The sequence below is a fragment of the Brenneria tiliae genome (assembly GCF_023347575.1).
GTDB lineage: Bacteria > Pseudomonadota > Gammaproteobacteria > Enterobacterales > Enterobacteriaceae > Brenneria > Brenneria corticis.
Genome location: NZ_JAKPCB010000091.1, coordinates 75,013 through 93,904, shown reverse-complemented (window position 1 = coordinate 93,904; position 18,892 = coordinate 75,013). Strand labels below are relative to the sequence as shown.

The 18,892-nt window shown below is 62.0% G+C and carries 18 protein-coding genes; 2 read left to right on the top strand and 16 right to left on the bottom strand.

Annotated elements, in window-relative coordinates:
- Nucleotide 1: 1 nt before the first annotated feature.
- Genes MFP24_RS05865 through MFP24_RS05830 form a run of 8 tightly spaced genes read right to left on the bottom strand, consistent with a single transcriptional unit; the run spans nucleotide 2 to nucleotide 7,446 of the window.
- The gene (locus tag MFP24_RS05865; RefSeq protein WP_249229641.1) at nucleotides 2–1,504 is read right to left on the bottom strand and encodes an ABC transporter substrate-binding protein; all 1,503 of its coding nucleotides are present in this window, start codon (nucleotides 1,502–1,504) and stop codon (nucleotides 2–4) included.
- Nucleotides 1,505–1,529: 25 nt separating this feature from the next.
- Nucleotides 1,530–2,441, bottom strand: a complete 912-nt coding sequence (locus MFP24_RS05860; RefSeq protein ID WP_318011321.1) for an ABC transporter ATP-binding protein — start codon at nucleotides 2,439–2,441, stop codon at nucleotides 1,530–1,532.
- Entirely contained in the window at nucleotides 2,438–3,448 is a 1,011-nt protein-coding gene (locus MFP24_RS05855; RefSeq protein WP_249229640.1) for an ABC transporter ATP-binding protein, read from the bottom strand. The genes MFP24_RS05860 and MFP24_RS05855 overlap by 4 nt, the downstream gene beginning before the upstream one ends.
- A 3-nt stretch (nucleotides 3,449–3,451) precedes the next feature.
- Nucleotides 3,452–4,660: a M24 family metallopeptidase gene (locus MFP24_RS05850; protein WP_249229639.1), complete on the bottom strand. Its 1,209-nt coding sequence runs from the start codon at nucleotides 4,658–4,660 to the stop codon at nucleotides 3,452–3,454.
- Nucleotides 4,657–5,514: an ABC transporter permease gene (locus MFP24_RS05845; protein ID WP_249229638.1), complete on the bottom strand. Its 858-nt coding sequence runs from the start codon at nucleotides 5,512–5,514 to the stop codon at nucleotides 4,657–4,659. The genes MFP24_RS05850 and MFP24_RS05845 overlap by 4 nt, the downstream gene beginning before the upstream one ends.
- A gap of 12 nt (nucleotides 5,515–5,526) precedes the next feature.
- Nucleotides 5,527–6,447: an ABC transporter permease gene (locus MFP24_RS05840; RefSeq protein ID WP_249229637.1), complete on the bottom strand. Its 921-nt coding sequence runs from the start codon at nucleotides 6,445–6,447 to the stop codon at nucleotides 5,527–5,529.
- Nucleotides 6,447–7,307: an alpha/beta fold hydrolase gene (locus MFP24_RS05835; protein ID WP_249229636.1), complete on the bottom strand. Its 861-nt coding sequence runs from the start codon at nucleotides 7,305–7,307 to the stop codon at nucleotides 6,447–6,449. Before MFP24_RS05835 ends, MFP24_RS05840 begins: the two co-directional genes overlap by 1 nt.
- On the bottom strand, nucleotides 7,297–7,446 hold the full coding sequence (locus MFP24_RS05830; protein WP_249229635.1) for a hypothetical protein: 150 nt from the start codon (nucleotides 7,444–7,446) through the stop codon (nucleotides 7,297–7,299). Before MFP24_RS05830 ends, MFP24_RS05835 begins: the two co-directional genes overlap by 11 nt.
- A gap of 235 nt (nucleotides 7,447–7,681) precedes the next feature.
- Here MFP24_RS05830 and MFP24_RS05825 point away from each other — a divergent pair, with 235 nt between their 5' ends.
- Complete coding sequence (locus tag MFP24_RS05825; protein WP_249229634.1) at nucleotides 7,682–8,647, top strand: LysR family transcriptional regulator; 966 nt, start codon at nucleotides 7,682–7,684, stop codon at nucleotides 8,645–8,647.
- Between the two features lie 89 nt (nucleotides 8,648–8,736).
- A complete protein-coding gene (locus MFP24_RS05820; RefSeq protein WP_249229633.1) occupies nucleotides 8,737–9,816 on the top strand; it encodes an NAD/NADP-dependent octopine/nopaline dehydrogenase family protein in 1,080 nt (359 codons plus the stop codon).
- Between the two features lie 52 nt (nucleotides 9,817–9,868).
- On the opposite strand, the gene MFP24_RS05815 is transcribed toward MFP24_RS05820, so the two are convergent.
- The 8 genes from MFP24_RS05815 to nhaA form a co-directional block, all read right to left on the bottom strand.
- Entirely contained in the window at nucleotides 9,869–10,795 is a 927-nt protein-coding gene (locus MFP24_RS05815) for an ATP-binding cassette domain-containing protein (protein WP_249229632.1), read from the bottom strand.
- A complete protein-coding gene (locus MFP24_RS05810; protein ID WP_249229631.1) occupies nucleotides 10,792–11,796 on the bottom strand; it encodes an ABC transporter ATP-binding protein in 1,005 nt (334 codons plus the stop codon). The genes MFP24_RS05815 and MFP24_RS05810 overlap by 4 nt, the downstream gene beginning before the upstream one ends.
- Nucleotides 11,793–12,656, bottom strand: a complete 864-nt coding sequence (locus tag MFP24_RS05805; RefSeq protein WP_249229630.1) for an ABC transporter permease — start codon at nucleotides 12,654–12,656, stop codon at nucleotides 11,793–11,795. Before MFP24_RS05805 ends, MFP24_RS05810 begins: the two co-directional genes overlap by 4 nt.
- The gene (locus MFP24_RS05800) at nucleotides 12,653–13,609 is read right to left on the bottom strand and encodes an ABC transporter permease (protein ID WP_249229629.1); all 957 of its coding nucleotides are present in this window, start codon (nucleotides 13,607–13,609) and stop codon (nucleotides 12,653–12,655) included. Before MFP24_RS05800 ends, MFP24_RS05805 begins: the two co-directional genes overlap by 4 nt.
- Nucleotides 13,610–13,621: 12 nt before the next feature.
- Complete coding sequence (locus MFP24_RS05795) at nucleotides 13,622–15,187, bottom strand: ABC transporter substrate-binding protein (protein ID WP_249229628.1); 1,566 nt, start codon at nucleotides 15,185–15,187, stop codon at nucleotides 13,622–13,624.
- 65 nt (nucleotides 15,188–15,252) lie between these two features.
- Nucleotides 15,253–16,470 carry a M20 family metallopeptidase gene (locus MFP24_RS05790; protein ID WP_249229627.1) on the bottom strand — a complete coding sequence of 406 codons (1,218 nt, stop codon included), beginning with the start codon at nucleotides 16,468–16,470 and terminating at the stop codon, nucleotides 15,253–15,255.
- Nucleotides 16,471–16,611: 141 nt separating this feature from the next.
- A complete protein-coding gene (locus tag MFP24_RS05785) occupies nucleotides 16,612–16,836 on the bottom strand; it encodes a hypothetical protein (RefSeq protein WP_249229626.1) in 225 nt (74 codons plus the stop codon).
- A gap of 545 nt (nucleotides 16,837–17,381) precedes the next feature.
- Nucleotides 17,382–18,842, bottom strand: coding sequence for a Na+/H+ antiporter NhaA (gene nhaA, locus MFP24_RS05780; protein ID WP_249229625.1), 1,461 nt, complete (start codon nucleotides 18,840–18,842; stop codon nucleotides 17,382–17,384).
- Nucleotides 18,843–18,892: the final 50 nt, after the last annotated feature.

Sequence of the window (18,892 nt, the reverse complement as noted above, 5' to 3'; positions counted from 1 at the left end):
CCTACTTATCCGCCGGGATCATATCAAAGGCGCGCACCCAGTCATCGCCGCGCTGGCTCCAGCGCACCGCGTTGGCGACGCCGTATGTGGCGGGCTGGGTATAGAGGAAAATGGCCGGCGCCTCGTCGCACATAATCTGCGTCGCCTTACGGTACGCCGCCAGACGCACCGCCGGATCGACGCTGGCGCGCCCTTCCGTCAGCGCCTGCCCGAAGGCGGCGTTATCCCAGTAGGCATAGTTGTTGCCGGGAGCAAACAGGGTCAATAGCCCGTCCGCATCCAGCGTCGGCCAGGCCTGAGCCAGCAGCGACGTCTGGGCCAGCTCGCGGGTTTTGAGGTACTTGTTCATATAGCTGCTGAACTCCATCTCATTGATCGATACCTTTAAGCCCACTTCCGACAGCTGCGCGGCCACCACCTGCGCCACCTCGTTGCCTTGCAGATAGGTGCCGGTCGGCACATCCAGCGCAATGGGTTTGGCCAGGTCGGCGCCGGATTTTTTCAGCAGTTCGCGCGCCTTGTCGGGATCGTAAGCGTAGCCTTGCAGCGCCGGGTTATAGCCAAAGTAGGACGGCGTCAGCACCTGACACTGCGATACCGCCGCCTGACCGTTAAAGAGCGCCTGAGAAATCCCTTCTTTATCAATGGCGTAATTAAGCGCCTGCCGAACGGCCTTATTATCCAGCGGCGCTTTTTCGGTATTGAATTTGATCATGACGCTGCGCATGGAAGGCACCGATCCGGCGCTGGCCTTGCCGCTGCCGTTGACCCGCGTCAGCTCGGACGGCGGTATCGCGGTGATCAGCGAGGCCTCGCCGGCCAGCAAGGCGGCAATGCGGCTGGCCGGTTCGGGAATCACCCGGAACACCACGGTATCGAACGCCGGTTTCTTACCGAAGTAGCCGGGGTTTTCCTGCAGCGTAATACGGTTGCCCGGCACGTTTTCTTGCAGGATATAGCGCCCGCCCGACAGGGTTTCGGTGGCCGGATTATGGCTGGCGGCCCATTTGGGCGGCAGCAGCAGGAACATCGATATCTGATCGACAAAGCTGGGATAGGGCGACGAGGTAACCACCTCCAGCTCGGTGGGCGAAATCACCTTCACCTCGGCGACCTGGGCAAACCAGGCTTTGATGCGGGCGTTCACCTTGGGGTCGCGCACCCGATCCAAGTTCCACTTCACTGCCGCGGCGTCGATCGGCTCGCCGTTGGCGAAGGTGGCCCCCGGCAGCAGTTTGAAGCGCCATGTGGTGTCGTTTACCGCCTCCCAGGAGGTCGCCAGTTCGGGATGCAATTTCAGATCCGGCCCGCGCAACACCAGAGCGGGATAAATATGGCTGAGCACGCTGAGATCGCTGCCGACGGAAGCGGTCATATGCGGGTCGAAGGTATTTACCGTGGTGTTCAAGGCGATATTGGCGGTGGCCGCCGCGCTGAATCCCGGCGCCGCCAGGGCGGTGCAGACCACGGAGGCCAGCAACAGCCCGGTCGTTTTTTTAGTCATAATGCCTCCACAAGGTGATTAATTATTATTGGCCCAGCACAAAATGCTGCGGGCCAACGGCCTGTAATTCCGCCTGTTCCGCGGGTAAGTTGCTGTTCACATCAAACGCCAGCGGACGACGGTAACGCTCAATGCGCGGGTCGGGCACCGGGATGGCGGAAAGCAGCGCCTGGGTATAAGGGTGCCGGGGATGGCTGAAAATCGCCTCGGTGGGGCCGATTTCCACAATGCGGCCGCGCAGCATCACCGCCACCCGATGGCACAGGTAACGCACCATCGACAGATCGTGGGCGATAAACAGATAAGTCAGCCCCAGCTCCTCCTGCAAATCCTGAAACAGGTTCACAATCTGCGCCTGAATCGACACGTCCAGCGCGGTGATGGGTTCGTCGGCGACGATAAAACGCGGCTTCAGCGCCAGCGCGCGGGCAATGCTCACCCGCTGCCGCTGCCCGCCGGAAAACTGATGCGGGAAACGGCGCATCATTCCCGGCTCCAGTCCGACCTGCCGGAACAGTTGTTCCACCCGCGCTTCCCGTTCCTGTTTCGCCGCGCATAGCCGATGCACAATCAGCGGCTCCGCCACAAAATCGCCCACCGTCATGCGCGGATTGAGGGAGGAATAGGGATCCTGAAAGATAATCTGCATCTCGCGCCGGTAGGGCTTGAGCCGACGCGACGACAAACCGGCAAGATTGACGCCCTGAAACAGGATCTCGCCGCTGGTGGGCGGCTCAAGCTGCAACAGCGTACGCCCGGTGGTGCTTTTTCCCGATCCCGACTCCCCCACCAGCCCCAGCGTTTCCCCCGCGCCGATGGCGAAACTGACGTTATTGACCGCCTTGAGCGCCGCCGCGCCGCCGTCCGGCCAGCGCCGCTCGCCGGCGTAGGTTTTGCATAGATTTTCCACCCGGATCAACGGCTCGCCGGCGTTCACGATCGTTGCTCCTGCTGCGCCAGCAGCGCCGGCAGGTCATACCAGGCGGCGACCTGGTGACCGGGCGCGCTGTCCGCCACCGCACGCAGCGGCGGCATCTGCGCAAAACAGCGCGGCGTGGCGAAGGGATTCCGCGGCGCAAAGGGATCGCCGACCGGCGGCCGGGTCGGATCCGGCGGATTGCCGGGAATTTGATACAGACGTCCGGCGCCGCGCCGGGCGTTGGTGGGCAACGACTTAAGCAGCCCCCAGGTGTAGGCGCTGCGCGGCGCGGCGAATAGCGCCTCGGCCGGGCCGCGCTCCATAATGCGCCCGCCGTACATCACCTGAACGCTATCCGCCAGCCCGGCGACCACCCCCATATCGTGGGTGATCCAGATAACGGTGGTGCCGATCTGTTTTTTCAGCCGGCGCACCATATCCAGGATTTGCGCCTGGATGGTGACATCCAGCGCGGTGGTCGCCTCATCGGCGATCAGCAGCGCCGGATTGCAGGCCACGCCGATGGCGATCATCACCCGCTGGCGCATACCGCCGGAAAACTCATGCGGATAGTGTCCGAGCCTTTTATGAGGATCGACAATCCCCACCAGATCCAACAGCTCCAGCACCCGGACGCGCGCCTGCCTGGCCGACAGCCCCAGGTGGCGGCGCAGCGGTTCGGCGATCTGCCGTTCGACGGTCAATACCGGGTTCAGCGAGGTCATCGGGTCCTGAAATACAAAGCCAATCTCCCGGCCGCGCAGTTCCATGATTTCCCGTGACGACAGCGCCAGCAGGTTGCGGCCGTTAAACCACACCTCGCCGCTCACCGCCCGGCCGGGCGGCGAAGCGATCAGCCCGATCATCGCCAGCGCATGCACGCTCTTGCCCGAGCCGGACTCGCCGACAATGCCCAGCGTTTCCCCGGCCTGCAGCGAGTAGGAAATATCATTAACCGCGTACACCGGCCCGGCGGGAGTATCAAACACCACCGACAGGTTTTTCACTTCCAGCAGCGTCGTCACGGGTTATACCTCAATGTAGCCGCCGGGGGATTGCGTCAGGTACTCGCGCCCGGTGTCGGTGATCAGAACGGTGTCGGAAATCTGGGTGCCGCCCACGCCGGGAATACGCAGATTGGGCTCAAAGGTGAAGATCATTCCCGGCTCCAGCACCAGCGGCGAATGGGCGTCCAGCGACGAATGCTCATGCGCGCCGATACCGATGCCGTGGCCGATGCGTCCGGGGATATAGTTGCCGTATCCGCGGGCTTCCAGTCGGGATTTGACCTGCTCGAACAGCTCGCGATAAGGCATGCCGGGGCGGATCAGCGCATCCACCTCCGCGCGGATAGCCAGAATCGCGTCGATGGCGCGCCGGTGCTCCGCGGGCAGCGGACCGTAGGCGATGATACGTTCATTTTCCGCATGAATGCCGTTGGCGATGCTCCAGATAAACACCGCCACCGTCTCCCCGCGCCGCGGCTTGCGCAGCGTCGGGTTATCGCAGTTATAGAACAGGCGATCCCCCGCCAGCGCCCAGGTCCAGAGGCCGTTCTGCACGCCCCCTTCCAGCGAGCCGAAATCGCACACCTCCACCTGCGGATAGCGCCGCAGCCACAGGCGGTTCATCGCCTCCATGGACGCAATGCTGATCTCGCGTTCACTGCCGCCGCCGACCGTCGCCTCAATGGCCGCCGCCATGCCGCAATCGGCGATGCGCGCGGCAATGCGCGCCTGAACGATTTCATCCGCGTCCTTGATCAGCCGCGCCTGCTCGATCAGCGGCGTCACATCGCTGAACGTCGCCTGCGGCAGCGCCTGTTTCAGTTGGGCAAAACGCCGCAGCGGCAGAAAATCCTCTTCGATGCCCACCCGCCCGGACGCAACACCCAGCTCGCGCAGTATCGACGCCAGCGCATCCAGCCAGTTCGGCCCCAGCGTGACTTTGTTCGACCAGGCGCCGTATAGACGGATATCCGCCACCCAGGCGCTGGCCCGGCCGTGATCGTCGCGCAGCGCGTGCACCAACATAATGGGATCGCGCCCGGCGGCCACGATGGCGATCACCGGGTGCGAATAGATAATCGGGTTGAAGCCGCTGAGGTAAAAACTGTTTTCCGGCTTAAAACACACCATCACCTCCACCCCCTGCCGCGCCATCAGGCGTTGCACGCGGCCGAGGCGGGCAGGCGGCGAAGAAGATGTCCCGGATGCCGGGTGAAGCGGTGAGTTCATCGTTGCGTCCTCAGTTTCGGGTCAAAATAGTCGCGCAGCCAGTCTCCGAGCAGATTGACGCTCAACACGGTAAACAGAATGGCCAGACCGGGAAAGGTGACGATCCACCAGGCGGAAGAGATATAGACGCGCCCGTCGGCCAGCATCCGCCCCCAACTGGGATCGGGCGGTTGCACGCCCAGCCCGAGAAACGACAGCGCCGCGTCCATAATAATCAACCGCGCCAGTTCCAGCGTAGCCACCACCAGCGCCGGCGTCAGCACGTTGGGCAGAATATGGCGCCACATAATGCGCCAGCCGCCGGCGCCGATGGCGTGGGCGGAGAGGATGAATTCCTGCTCGCGCAGCGACAACACCTGCCCGCGAATAATGCGCGCATAGCGGATCCAGCTGGTGAGCGCCAGCACCAGAATCAGGTTGCGCATCGACGGCCCAAACGCGGCGACCACCAGCAACGCCAGCAGCATCAGCGGCAGCGCCAGCTGGATATCGACGATGCGCATCAGGATGCGGTCGATTATGCCGCGGTGATACCCCGCCACGATGCCGCACAGCACCCCCACCATGCCCCCCAGGACCACGGCGATAAAGGCGATGGTCAGGGTGATGCGGCTGCCGTGAATAATGCGCGACAGCACGTCGCGCCCCAGTTCATCGGTGCCGAAGGGATGCGCGCCGGGCGAAAACAGCCCACTCCAGGTCGGCGGCTGCATGCGCAGCAGCAAATTGGATTTGGTCGGCGGCATCAGGCCGAGCCAGGGGCCGAACGCCGCCGCCAGCAGCAGGATAACCAGCAGAATAAAACCGAACATCCCGCTGCGATTTCCGCCCAGCGCCAGGAAAAACGCTTTCATCGCCGGGTTTCCTTAGCGCCGTCGGGAAATGCGCGGATCGAGAACGCCATACAGCAAATCCACCATAAAATTGATCGCCACAAAAATGACCGCCATCAGCACCACGCCCGCCTGAATAACCGGGAAATCATGGACCTGTATCGCCTGCACAATCAGCCGCCCCACTCCCGGCCAGGCGAAAACCGTCTCCGTCACCACCGAGCCGCCCAGCAGTTCGCCGGCGATAATGCCGACCATGGTCACCACCGGGATCAGCGCATTGCGGGCGACGTGCCAGACAAACACCGTACGCGGCAGCAGCCCTTTCGCCCGCGCCGTGCGGACATAATCCTCGCGCAGAATATCCAGCAGCGACGAACGCAGCAGGCGGGCGATCGACGCGGTGACGAACACCGCCAGCGTCGCGCCCGGCAAGACCAGGTGCGCTACGCCGCCGGCGCCGCCGGTGGGAAACCAGCCCAGGTTGACGGCGAAAAACAGAATCAGCATGATGCCCAGCCAGAACACCGGCGTGGCCTGCCCCAGCAGCGCGGCGACCATGACGATAAATTCCGCCGGCGTGCCGCGCGTCAGGGCGGCGACGGTGCCGGCGACGGCGCCGAAAATCACCCCGAACAGCAGGGCCGTGCCCGCCAGGCTGACGGTGGCGGGCATATGCTGCAACACCACCCTGGAAGCGGGCTGCATATACTGGAAAGAGGTGCCGAAATCGCCGCGCAGCATATCCCACAGGGCATGGAAATATTGCTCGGCCAACGGCCGATCCAGCCCGAGGCTGTGGCGCATCGCCTCCAGTTCGGCCTGCCCGGCCCCCAGCGGCAGCAGTAGCACCGTCGGGTCGCCCAGCACCCGCGTCACAAAGAACACGATGGTGACCACGCCCCAGACCGCCACCAGCGCCTCCAGCAACCGGGTGAGGATATAGCGCGGCATCAGGGCGCATCCCCGGCAATAAACGCCTCGATTTCCGCCAGCACCCGCTGATTGGCCTCGATATGTACCGGATGATTGGCCCCGGCCACCTCCAGATAGCGCGCGGCGGGAATGGCGTCGGCAATCAGCCGCGACTGCGACGGCGGGCAAATCCAGTCGTTGCCGCCGACGATAACCAGCGTGGGCGTGTTGATGCTCGCCAGCCGATCGCGCAGGTCATACGCCTTATCGGCGAACAGCGCGTTGTGGGTCTGCGCATGCACCGAGAGCGTTCGCGTGCGCTCCAGCGCCGCATCGGCGTCGAAACGTTCATAATAGAGCGGCTGCAACGCCAGCCAGATCAGCCGCAGTTCGGTGTCGTCCGTCACCCGGTCGGAAAACAGCTTGTCGATCATCCCCAGCGACGCCGAAGGGGCTTTATGCAGGCGCGCCTTGAAATTGGCGATGGCCTGCGCTTCATGATGATGGCTGGGCGCGGTGCCGCGCAGAATCAGATGCTTCAGGCCGTGAGGATATTTCAGCGCATAGCTCAGGGCGATCATCCCGCCGAACGAGCCGCCGATGAGGGTGATTTTTTTACCGCCGGCCAGCCGCTGGCGGAAAGCTTCGAGATCGTCGACCAGTTGCGCAAAGGTAAACGGCGGCGTCAGGCTGGACTGCCCGCAGCCGCGCTGGTCGTAAGCCAGCAGGCGATAGCGCGCCGCCAGCGGCAGAAAGGCGCGGAAATCGCCGCGATGGTCGCCGATGCCCCGGCCGCCGTGCAGCGCCACGATGGTTTCCCGATGCTCCTCCCCCGCCAGCCTGTAGGCGAAGGTCGCGCCGTTGAGCGCAATGCGGCGTGCGGCGACGTTAGTCATCATTCCTCGCTTCCGCGCCGCGCCACTCATCGCCCGTCGGCTCCGGCGTACCGCAAGCCGGCAGGTCGCCGTAATGCCGCTGCCGGTCTTCCCGCAAACGCGTTTCCAGCGCGGCTAATACTTTTCCATGCAACGTGGTCATCAGTCCCCGGCTCCAGTGAAAATCTTTTAACCCGCATCCTCAGCAATCCCGACGCGGGGCGTGCGATAAGACAAACCAATGATGTTAAAAACGCATTATTACCCTCTTTATATGTGAATTCTTAATGATAATTACGTATGTCGTTATGCGGAAAATTGCGTGTACAAGGCAAAAGAGATGCCGCATGCTTTTAAAAAATTTCGACGGACGGATTAACAGATAAGGAACGGACGGCATGTCGAAGACGGCGATGTTAGAGGATCTGGATTTGCGCCAGCTGGAGGCGTTCTCCGCGGTGATTTCCTGCGGCAGCATTACCGCGGCGGCAAAAAATCTCCGCCGCTCGCAGCCCGCCGTCACCCGGCTGATTCAGGAATTCGAAAACAAGATCGGCTATCCGCTGTTTCAGCGCAACGGCCCGCGGATAACCCCCACCGAGCAGGCTTACCAGCTGCACGAGTCCGTTGAGCATGCGCTGATCTCGCTGCGCCAGGTCCAGCTGCGCGCCCAGGAGATCGCCGGAGAGGAAGAGAAACCGCTGGTGATCGCCGCCACGCCCGCCATGGCCGCGGGCCTGCTGCCGACGGCGCTGGCCAAAGTGGATATCAGCGTGCCGCTGCAGATCCTGAGCTACTCGGCGGAACAAACGCTGCACGCGGTGATCGACGGACGCGCGGATATCGCCATCAGCAGCCTGCCGCTGGATCATAAAAACGCCCACCGCCACTGGATCGGCCAAACGCGCTGTGTGGTGGTGCTGAGCGAAGACGACGCGCTGGCCCGGCAGCATGAAATTACCCTGCAGGATCTGGCGGCGCGTAAAATTATCACCCTTTATAACCCTTATCGTCTGCGCCATCGTTTTGAGCAGGTGATGAAAAAAGCCGACATTCAGCCGCGCTACATTATTGAGACCAACTCTTCGGCCAATGTGCTGGCCTGCGTCCGCGCCGGACTGGGGGTGGCGATTACCGAACCGGTTACCGCCTACGGCCTGCCCCTTGCCGGTATGGTGATCCGCGAGCTGGATATTGATATCCCGTACCATTTCGGCGTGATTACTCCCCAGGCCAAAACCCCGCGCACCCTGGTCTTGCAGCTGGTGGAAGCGCTGGAAAACAGCGCCAGGGAGCTATTGCCGAATTTCACCCTGTTTCATTCCGACGACCACCATAAAATCATGCTGTCGTTAAGCCATTAAACGATACAGGCCTGCGGCCATTGCGGGCGGCCCGCCGCTTCAGGGACTACGCGAAAAAAAACACTGTCTGACAGAACAAGGGAGTCACGATGAAAGTCGCCATTCTGGGGGCGGGAAATATCGGCTTCGCCAGCGCCGCCTGGCTGGCCCACGGCGGTCATCAGCCGATTCTGTGGTCGCCCGCGGCGGAAGATCTGGCGCCGTTGCAGGCCAACCAGCGCCGCCTGTCGTTTAGCGGCGTCATTGACGGCGCATGCCAACCGGAAGTCACTACCGATATCGCCTGCGCGGTTAACGCGGCCGACGCGCTTTTTATCTGCGTGCCGGGCTACGGGCACAAAACGGTGATCGACCGCCTGGTTCGCCATATTCGCGGCGCACAGCCGGTGATCATCAACAGCGCCTGCTCGCTGAGCGCGCTGTACCTGTCAAAACGGCTGGCCGAACGCCGTATCGACGCGCCGATTATCACCTGGGGCACCACCCTGCTCACCGCCCGGCGTCAGGCCGGCGGATATGGCGTCGCCATTATGGCGGTCAGGCGGATTGTTCATGTCGCCACGCTGCCGATGCAGGCCAACCAGCAGGCGATTACGCTATGCAGCGCCCTGTTCGGCGACCATTTTCAGGCGCAGCGCAACACGCTGGCCACCTCGCTGATCAATATCAACCCCATCGCCCATCTCGGGCTGGCGCTGTGCAATATTACGCGGATAGAACGACAGGAAAGCTGGCCGCAATACTATTATCTGACGCCGGGCGTCGCCAATTTGATCGGCGCGCTGGAGCAAGAGCGGCAAACCCTGGCGCGCCGGTTCGGATTGCAGATCCACGGCATCGAGGAACATTTTCAGCAGTCGTTTAACGTTGCGCAAAATCAGCTGGCCGATATCGCCGCCGAACTGCACCGTCGACGAGGCGGCCCGGCCGGCCCCACCAGCATGGATACGCGTTTTATTCTGGAAGACACCCCCTACGGCCTGGCGTTTGCCGAAGCGATTGCGCAGAAAGCGGGCATCACGCTGACGCTGCACTCTTCGGTGATTAACGTCGTCGCGGCGATATGGAAAAAAGATTTACGCCGGCAAAATAATATCCTGCCGGAGCTTGGCCTGGAGGCGATGTCGCTGAGCGAGTTTGATCGCGTTATTTGCGATGGTTACCGTTGAATAGTCATTGACGAGTTTGGCGACAAATCCTTAACCCCTGCCGTTATCCCTCTTATCCCGGCAAACAGCACCGCACCCGATGGGTATCCGTTAACCAGTAATACTGTTCCGGGTGGCGGATACAGCGCTCGCCGTCGCGGAAGTCGCACCCCGCGTCATGGCTGGCGGTCTGTAATTCCCGCGTCTGGTTTTTCAGCCGCGGATGCGCCGGCGGGATGGCCTGAAGCAGATAGCGGGTATAGGGGTGCTGGGGATGGGCGAACAACTCCGGGACGGTGGCCTCTTCCACAATCACGCCGCGCGACATTACCCCGACGCGGTCGGCGATATGGTGCACCACGCTGAGATCGTGGGCGATAAACAGGTACGCCAGCCCCTGTTCGCGCTGCAGCCGCATCAGCAAATTGAGGATCTGCGACTGGATGGAGACATCCAGCGCCGACACCGGCTCGTCGCAGATTATCAGCTTCGGCTCCAGGATCAGCGCCCGGGCGATGCCGATGCGCTGGCGCTGGCCGCCGGAAAACTCGTGCGGATAGCGCCGCGCATCCGCCGGCGTGAAGCCGACGCGCGTCAATATTTCCTCCACCTGCCGCCGGCGCCGGCGGGCGTCGCGCACGCCGTGGATTATCAGCGGCTCTTCGATGCTGTAACCGATAGCGCGCTGCGGATCGAGCGAGGAGAGCGGATCCTGGAAAATCATCTGAATATCTTTGCGCGCCTGGCGCCACTGCCGGCCGTTAAGCGTCAGCAGCGACTGACCGGCGAACAGCACTTCCCCGCCGGACGCGGCGGTCAGGCCCAGCAGGCTGCGCCCGGTGGTGCTTTTGCCGCTGCCCGACTCCCCCACCAGCGCGTAGGTCTCGCCCGGCATAATATAAAAGCTGACGTCCTGCACCGCGGTAAAACGCTTACCGCGCCAGCCCTTGCCCTGGAAGGTTTTGCTTAAGTGACGAACGGTCAGCAGCGGCGCGCTCATGACAGGCCGCCTATCTCTTCGGCGCGCCAGCAGCGCACCCGGTGAGCCGGATCCGCCAGGGCGCGCAGGACGGGAGGCTGTTCGCGACAGCGGGCCTGGGCGTAGGGGCAGCGATCGGCGAAACCGCAGCCGGGTATGGAAACGGACAGCGCCGGCACCGTGCCGCGGATCTCCGGCAGGTCGATCTTGCGCGCGCCGTCCAGCCGGGGCACCGCCTGCAGCAGCGCGCGGGTATAGGGATGCAGCGGGTTGTCGAACAGGCTGACCACCTCCGCTTCCTCCACCACCTCGCCAAGATACATCACCAGCACGCGCTGACACAGCTGCGCCACCACCGACAGATCGTGGGTAATCAGGATGATCCCCATCCCGCTATCCGCCTTTACCTTTTCCAGCAACGCCAGAATCTGCGCCTGAATGGTGACGTCCAGCGCGGTGGTGGGCTCATCGGCGATCAGCAGCGCCGGACGGCTGGCGATAGCCATGGCGATCATCACCCGCTGGCGCATGCCGCCGGAAATTTCATGGGGATAGGCCGCCGCGCAGCGCCCGGCATCGTCAATGCCCACCTGACGCAGCAATGAGAGCACCTCCGCCCGGCGCTGCCTGCGGGTCAGCGCGGTGTGCAACCTCAGGCTCTCCTCAATTTGAAACGCCACGCTAAACACCGGGTTGAGGCTGGAGAGCGGATCCTGAAAAATCATCGCCAGCCGGCTGCCGCGCCAGCGCTGTAACGCCGCGGGCGTCAGGCTGCCCAGCACCTGGCCGTTAAAGGTCATTGCGCCGCTTACGCGACTGTAGCGCGGCGGCAATAGTCCCATCAGCGCCTGCGCCGTTACGCTTTTGCCGCAGCCGGACTCGCCGATAATGCCCAGGGTTTCATGACGCTTTAGCGTAAACGACACATCGCGCACCGGCGACACCACGCCCTGTTCGGTGGCGAACTTCACCTGCAATCCATCCACCGCCAGCAGCGTATCCGACTGAATAGACTCGCTCATCGCCCTGAGGCCTCGTTTTTCAACTGGCGAAACAGACGGCGCGTCAGGGGCTTCAGCCCGCGATCGGACCCGTCGCGCAGCCCATCGCCGACGATATTCAGCGCCAGAATCAGCAGCACGATGGCGATGCCGGGGAAAAAGGTCATCCACCAGGCGGTGAAAATCACCTTTTTCCCTTCCAGCAGCAGATTACCCAGGCTGGGCATCGGCGCCGGAATACCGGAGCCGAGAAAGCTCAGCGCCGCCTCGGTAAGAATGGCCACCGAGAAGATCCAGCTGACCTGCACGATCAGCGGGGAGACGACGTTCGGCAACAGGTGCAGCCAGATAATCCGCGCGCCGGTGGCCCCCTGGGCGCGCAAGGCTTCAATATAATTCTTTTCCTTGATCACCAGCGCGGCGGAGCGGATCACCCGCGCCACCGAGGGAACGTACACCAGCGACAGCGCCAGCACCACGTTCGATACGTTCGGCCCCAGAATGCCGACGATGGCGATCGCCAGCAGCAGCGAGGGAAAGGCGAACAACCCGTCGCAGATGCGCATCAGGATCAGATCCAGCCAGCGATACCAGGCGCACAGCAGCCCGATCGCCATCCCGACAATCCCCGCAACCAGCGCCACCGCCACGCCGACCGAGAGCGAAATGCGCACCGCCAGCGCCACGCGGACAAACAGGTCGCGGCCGAAGTTATCGGTGCCGAACCAGTGGGTGGCGTCGGGCGGTTTTAGCCGGCTCAGCGGACTGATGGAGTAAGCATCGAACGGGCTTGCCAGGGCGCCGAGCAGGGAGAACAGCACGATGATCAACAGCAATGCGCAGCCCAATGCCAGCTGTGGCTGACTCAGTAATTTTTTCATGACGGCTTACCGCTGACGGAAAGGCGGGGATCGAGCAGATAGCTGAAAATATCCACCGCCAGGTTGATCAGCACATAGCTGAGGGTGATCAGCAGCACCGCGCCCTGAATCACGGTGAAATCCCGCCGTTCGATGGAGTCGACCACCAGCGAGCCCACTCCCGGAATGCCGAACACGCTTTCAATCACAATGGCGCCGGTGACCAGCGATCCGAACGACTCGCCGCAGATGGTCAGCACCGGCAGCAGTCCGCTTCTCAGCGTGTGGCGCAGCAACACCAGCCCTTCCGGCACTCCTTTGGCGCGGGCGGTGGTAATAAAGTTTTCCTGCAGCACGTCCAGCATCACCGCGCGGGTCATACGCGCAATCAGCGCCGAGATGCGAAACCCCAGCGCCAGCGCCGGCAGGGTTAAATACCACAGGTTCAGCAGCGTATCGCCGCGGGTGGAGCTGTACCCCACCACCGGAAACCAGCGCAGTTGCACGGCGAAAAAAAAGATCAGAAACAGGCCGAGTAAAAAGCCGGGAATGGACATCCCCAGCGTCGCCAGCCCCATAATCAGCCGATCCGCCAGCCGGTCGTGGCGCCAGGCGCTGATAATGCCGCCGCCTAGTCCGAGCAGCAGCGCAATGCCCTGCGCGTAAACGGCCAGCGCCAGCGTGGGCTGCAGGTGCTGCAGAAACAGCGACAGCACGCTGGCGTTCATAAATAGCGAGTGGCCGAGATCGCCGCGCAGCACCGCGCCGAACCAGACGAAAAACTGCACCGGCAGCGGTTTGTCCAGCCCCATTTGCCGCCGCAGCGCGGCGATATCGTCCGGGTTGGCGTCATTCCCCAGGATCACCAGCACCGGATCGCCCGGCGCCAGATGCACCAGGAAAAACACCACCACCGCGACCACGAACAGTACCGGCAGCAGCGCCAGCAGCCGATGGAATATATACCAGCCCATCATCTTCCCCGCTTAGCGCGCCGCGATGCCGACATTCCACAATACCGGCCCGATCAGGTCGTAATAGCCGTGAATATTATGTTTGATCGCCACCGCGTCCGGGGTGGTGCGTCCCAGCACGATCACCGGCAGATAGCTCCAGGTCTCGACGTGCAGTTTATCCACCAGCGGTCTGGCTTCCTGCAGCGACGACGCCTGTTTGATGGCGTCCAGCGTGGCGTCGATCTCCGGGCTGTTGCTCAGTCCGGGGAATTTGGCCCGCGAGTCGAGGAAAGGATACTGGTGCAATACCTGACGCATCGAGAACTCCAGCGCGCAGAGATCGAAATTGTTCGGATCCTGCCGGCGTTGCAGCACCGTCGCCCAGTCATAGACGTCAAGACGGGATTTCACCCCGATCTGCTTCAGCACCTGCTGCGCCACAATCGCCAGGTTATACAGCTCGGCGTACTCCTTGGTGGCGATAATCACCACCTCTTCGCCGTTGTAGCCGGACTCCTTCACCAGGCGGCGCGCCTCGTCCAGCTTATGCTGATTCCAGTACGGCTTGCCGGCCTCGCTGTACCAGTCCACCTGTTCGGGAAAGCCCAGCGAGGAATCCTCCCTGAAAAAGCGCTCATCGCTGTAACCCGCCAGCAGCACCTGATGCACGTCCAGCGCCTGATTGAACGCCTGACGCAGTTTCAGGTCGGCGAACGGCCCGCGGTTCTTGTTAAACAGATAGGTAATCAGCGATCCGCCCGCCTCCGGCCGGTAGAGCCGCACGTCGCGCGCATTGTTGAGCGCATCGATATTGTCTTTCGGCAGGTCGAAAATCACGTCGTATTCGCCGGTCAGCGCCCCGGCGAGGCGGGTGGACTCATCGGTGATATAGCGAAACCAGATATCCTTGACGTCCGCCTTTTTCTGCCCCGACAGCCCGTTGGCCGGCTCGCTGCGCGAGACGTAGTCGTCGTAGCGGGTGAGGTGCAGGTATTCGCCCTGTTTAAACTCCGCCAGCTTATAGGGGCCGGTGCCGATAAGCTGGCTGACCGGTTTCTTGCTGGCGTTGGCTTCCTCTATCAGCCGCTTGGGCATGATGGCGGCGAGATTCTTCAAGTCGGCGAGCACGTTCAGGGTAATCAGCGACGGCGTCTGCACCGTCAGCCGCACCGCGCCGTCGTCCACTTTGGCGAACTGCGCGCCGGGCAGATTGGCTTTCCCCTGGGTGGAGACCGTCAGCCAGCGGTTCATCGACGCCACCACGTCATCCGCCGTCAGCGGTTGGCCGTCGTGAAAATGAATCCCCTCGCGCAGGGTAAAGGTGTAGGTTTTGCGGTCGTCGCTGAGGGTATAGCTTTTCACCAGCTCCGGCACCGGTTCGAACTTGTCGTTGATGGTGAACAGCTGTTCAAAGATATGGCGCACCACATCGGTGGTGGCGCTGTTGGTGGTCAGGTAGGGATCGAGGGTGCCCGGCCGCTTGCCGTAGGCAATATTCAGCGTCGCGTTGCGGTCGGCGGTTTCCGCCTGCGCGAATCCCCAGGGCAAGCTCGCCGCCAGCAACAGCGCGGCGAGCGGAAAGGTAAACAATTTCATCGACGGGAAACTCCCTTATTGTTGTAGTCGGCGTTATCTAATGATGCAGTCGCTAATGTCCGAGGTCAGGCGGCGTCCGTTACGTCGCGCCGGCCGGAGAACTCGTCTTTGACTTCCTGCAACAACCGGGCGTCCGTCAACAGGCGCAGCCCGCTGCGCGCCAGCACTTTCGCCCCGGCGATCAGCGCCGTGTAGCCCAGCGGCGAGTCGGCCGCTTCCCGAAACGGCACGGTATGGCCGATCAGGTCGTCCGGGCCGATCTTGATGGTGGGATGCGCGGTGGGCACCGCGTGGCTGATATCGCCGGCGTCCGTCGAGCCGATGCCCTGTTTGTCCGTCAGATCGACGCTTTCCCCCACCGCGGTAAACTCCTCCAGCAGCAACCCGTTCAGCCGGTGGTTAATCAGAAAATCGCGCGGCCCGACCTGATGCTCGATCTTTACCGTCGCGCCGGTCGCCAGCGCCACGCCCTCGGCAATGGCGCGAATGCGCGGCTCCAGCGCGATCACTTCCTCACGGGTTTTGGCGCGAATGTAGTAATGGGCCGAGGCGTATTCCGGAATAACGTTCGGCGCCTGGCCGCCGTTGGTGATAATGCCGTGTACCCGCACGCCGTCTGGCAGCTGCTGGCGCAGCACGCTGATGCCGTTATACAGCAGCACCAGCGCATCCAGCGCGTTCACGCCTTTATGGGGCGCGCTGCCGGCGTGGGATGGCCTGCCGTAAAAATGGAAATAGAGATGGTTGTTGGCCAGCGACGGGCCGGTGAGCCGCGTTTTGCCGGACGGATGCACCATCAGCGCGACGTCCACGTCCCGCAGAAAACCGTGCTCGACAAAGCGCGCTTTCACATTGCCGTTCAGTCCGCCCTTGCCGCGCAGCCCGCCCTCTTCGGCCGGCGTGCCCAGCACCACCACGCGCCCGCCGGTCTCCCCGATAACTTCGGCGAGGGCCACCGCCGCCGCCACGCTGGTCACCCCGATAATGTTGTGCCCGCAGGCGTGGCCGATATCGATCAGCGCGTCGTATTCCGCCAGGAAAGCAATGGTCGGCCCCGGTTTGCCGCTCTCCTTTAGCGCATAAAAGGCGGTTTCATGCCCCGCCACGTTGGAGGTGACCTGAAACTGATTTTTCGCCAGCAGCGTGGTAAGCAGCTGATTGGCGTAATACTCGTTATTGCCGGTTTCCGGGTGGGCGTGAATATCCCTGGAGACGGTAATATATTCCTCGCTGTGTTTTTCGATGCTCTCTTCCAGTTGCGATAATAGTCTTGCTGCGCCCATGTTTTTGTCACCACATTGTTAAAACAGTGGCTGATAGTTAACGCGGAGCGGGGGGGAAATAAAAACATCGATTTTTGCTTTCTATATGCATTTTTTAATTAACGTATTTGCCGTCGTCAAAGGGGCCGACCAGCGCCGATATCACCGATTCGAGGCTGATTTGATATTGGTGACCGCCGTCGTGGCGTGTCCGCGATAGCCCCGTTCGGCCAGGATTTGGCCGTCTCTGGCGATAATCGCCGTTTCAAGGGGCGTAATCGCCTCCGCCTCATCGAGAAGCCGCGTGACGGACTCAGCCGGCTGCGCCACATAGGCGCCGAGCGATAAGAAAAGCAGAGCGATAGCGGATACGGCAACCCCGCGCATCCTGTCGGACCATAATCGAGTGCGGCACCGTTGCCTATGCCTGTGCATCCGCTACCCCTCTGTAATATGTCTCTTAGTCACATATTTACTGTTAACGGTATATGTGAGCTCAGTGCTATTTCGTGCGCGAAAAGAAAGGTATTTTTATGCCACGTCCTAGCACGCGCCCGACTTAGGGCGCTCACTCGCCGCAGCCCTAAGAACCCTGGCTTCCGGCTGAAATTATGCCTGCTGCGCAGGTGCCTTCGTCGGTATCAGGCTTAACGGACCGCTTGCGACACGGAATACTCGTCTCATCCATGAGACTCGCCCTGGCGGGCCAGCGCAAGCGCTGTTCAAAAACGCTCCCGGCGTTTTTGTCCGACGTGACGCAAGCTTTCGCCGCGTCCGTGCGGCTCATCCTAAGCCTGCTATCTCCTCAGCATAATTTCTTACGCCGGGTAACGGCAAAACCCGTCAGAGTCCCTACATTTATGCATAAGAGACAGCTGTAACAGAGCCTATAGTTTAGTCCCGCGTTTTACCTCAGGATGCCGAATTAGCGGCTAACGTCCAATCGGTGCGCCGCCGGCGTTGGCGATCCGCATCCGGCCCGCATAGATTTTCCCCCAGGCAAGACCCAGAATAGCCGCGGTGAGCGATCCTACTAAAACGCCCAGTTTGGCGGCGCCCAGCTGATTCTCGCTGGAGAACGCCAGCATGGCGATAAAGATCGACATGGTAAATCCGATCCCGCCCAGCAGCCCGATCAGCGCCACCCCGCCCCACGACACATCGGGAGGCAGTTTGCATAATCCCAGCCGTACCGTCAGCCAGCTTACGGCGATAATGCCCAGAGGTTTGCCCAGCACCAGCCCCGCCATCACGCCGGTCATCACCCAGTGGGCGCCGTCGGCGGAGAGATTGACGCCATCTACGCTCACCCCGGCGTTGGCGAGCGCAAACAGCGGCATAATGAAAAAGGCGACCCAGGGGTGAAGCGCCATCTGCACGCTCATCACCGGCGGAAGCAGTTCGCGCCGGGCCACGCGCAGCTGTTTGAAAGGCCGCGACAGCCTGTCCGCCGATGTGTCCGGGTCCGTCAACTCATGGGTGATGCGTAAAATGTTGTCGCGCACGGACTGATGGCTGCGCGCCGGCAGCACCGGCGTGATAAGTCCCAGTATCACTCCCGCTATCGTCGGATGTATGCCCATAATCCACAGGCCGCTCCAGATGACGACGCCCGGAATAAGGTAGACCACAGCGGAGCGAATGCCGATTAATTGCATACCGGCGACCAGCAGCACGCCGGCGCCGGCAATCGCCAACCCGCTATAGTCGAGCTGCGCGGAATAAAAGAGGGCGATCATCACAATGGCGATAATGTCGTCGATAATCGCCAGCGTCAGCAAAAACACCCGGATGTTCCCGGGGATGGAGCGCCCCAGCAGCGCGAGAACGCCCACGGCAAAGGCGATATCGGTGGCGGTGGGCACCGCCCAGCCGTGATGCCGCGCCGGATCCTGGTTAAACAGGATATAGATTAACGCCGGGACGGCCACGCCGCCGAAAGCGGCGACGATAGGCAGCGACGCCTGCCGGATATTGCTCAGCGCCCCGGCGTGAATTTCATATCTGATTTCCATGCCGACCACTAAAAAGAAGATCGCCATCAGCCCGTCGTTGATCCAGAAATGGAGGGACTGGGAAAAGGCGAACGAGCCGACGGCGAAGGAAAGCGGCGTATGCCATAAATGATGGTAGCTGGCGGAAAAGGGAGAATTGGCCCAGATTAAGGCGATTGCCGCGGCGACCAGCAATATGATGCCGCTAACGGATTCAATATGGGCAAAACGTTCCAGTGCGGCGAAAGTCCGCTCGGCTAAAAGACGAACGCGGGGTACGTGACGTTGAGAAAGATCGCGCTGCATTACTTCAAACTCCGCGCGGCGGCCCGACCAACGCATGATAATAACCTGCTCGACCGCGGTATTACAGCCGGCACCCGCAGGGAAAATTATCATGTCCGCCTCAGGCATGGCAAGAGCGACGGCAGCCGTTGGGGCGGTTGAAG

What these genes read in the sequence shown, in the direction of transcription:
- MFP24_RS05865 (WP_249229641.1), bottom strand. Translation starts at nt 1,504, where the DNA reads ATGACTAAAAAAACGACCGGGCTGTTGCTGGCCTCCGTGGTCTGCACC.
- MFP24_RS05850 (WP_249229639.1), bottom strand. Translation starts at nt 4,660, where the DNA reads ATGAACTCACCGCTTCACCCGGCATCCGGGACATCTTCTTCGCCGCCT.
- MFP24_RS05845 (WP_249229638.1), bottom strand. Translation starts at nt 5,514, where the DNA reads ATGAAAGCGTTTTTCCTGGCGCTGGGCGGAAATCGCAGCGGGATGTTC.
- MFP24_RS05840 (WP_249229637.1), bottom strand. Translation starts at nt 6,447, where the DNA reads ATGCCGCGCTATATCCTCACCCGGTTGCTGGAGGCGCTGGTGGCGGTC.
- MFP24_RS05835 (WP_249229636.1), bottom strand. Translation starts at nt 7,307, where the DNA reads ATGATGACTAACGTCGCCGCACGCCGCATTGCGCTCAACGGCGCGACC.
- MFP24_RS05830 (WP_249229635.1), bottom strand. Translation starts at nt 7,446, where the DNA reads ATGACCACGTTGCATGGAAAAGTATTAGCCGCGCTGGAAACGCGTTTG.
- MFP24_RS05825 (WP_249229634.1), top strand. Translation starts at nt 7,682, where the DNA reads ATGTCGAAGACGGCGATGTTAGAGGATCTGGATTTGCGCCAGCTGGAG.
- MFP24_RS05820 (WP_249229633.1), top strand. Translation starts at nt 8,737, where the DNA reads ATGAAAGTCGCCATTCTGGGGGCGGGAAATATCGGCTTCGCCAGCGCC.
- MFP24_RS05815 (WP_249229632.1), bottom strand. Translation starts at nt 10,795, where the DNA reads ATGAGCGCGCCGCTGCTGACCGTTCGTCACTTAAGCAAAACCTTCCAG.
- MFP24_RS05810 (WP_249229631.1), bottom strand. Translation starts at nt 11,796, where the DNA reads ATGAGCGAGTCTATTCAGTCGGATACGCTGCTGGCGGTGGATGGATTG.
- MFP24_RS05805 (WP_249229630.1), bottom strand. Translation starts at nt 12,656, where the DNA reads ATGAAAAAATTACTGAGTCAGCCACAGCTGGCATTGGGCTGCGCATTG.
- MFP24_RS05800 (WP_249229629.1), bottom strand. Translation starts at nt 13,609, where the DNA reads ATGGGCTGGTATATATTCCATCGGCTGCTGGCGCTGCTGCCGGTACTG.
- MFP24_RS05795 (WP_249229628.1), bottom strand. Translation starts at nt 15,187, where the DNA reads ATGAAATTGTTTACCTTTCCGCTCGCCGCGCTGTTGCTGGCGGCGAGC.
- MFP24_RS05790 (WP_249229627.1), bottom strand. Translation starts at nt 16,470, where the DNA reads ATGGGCGCAGCAAGACTATTATCGCAACTGGAAGAGAGCATCGAAAAA.
- MFP24_RS05785 (WP_249229626.1), bottom strand. Translation starts at nt 16,836, where the DNA reads ATGCGCGGGGTTGCCGTATCCGCTATCGCTCTGCTTTTCTTATCGCTC.
- nhaA (WP_249229625.1), bottom strand. Translation starts at nt 18,842, where the DNA reads ATGATAATTTTCCCTGCGGGTGCCGGCTGTAATACCGCGGTCGAGCAG.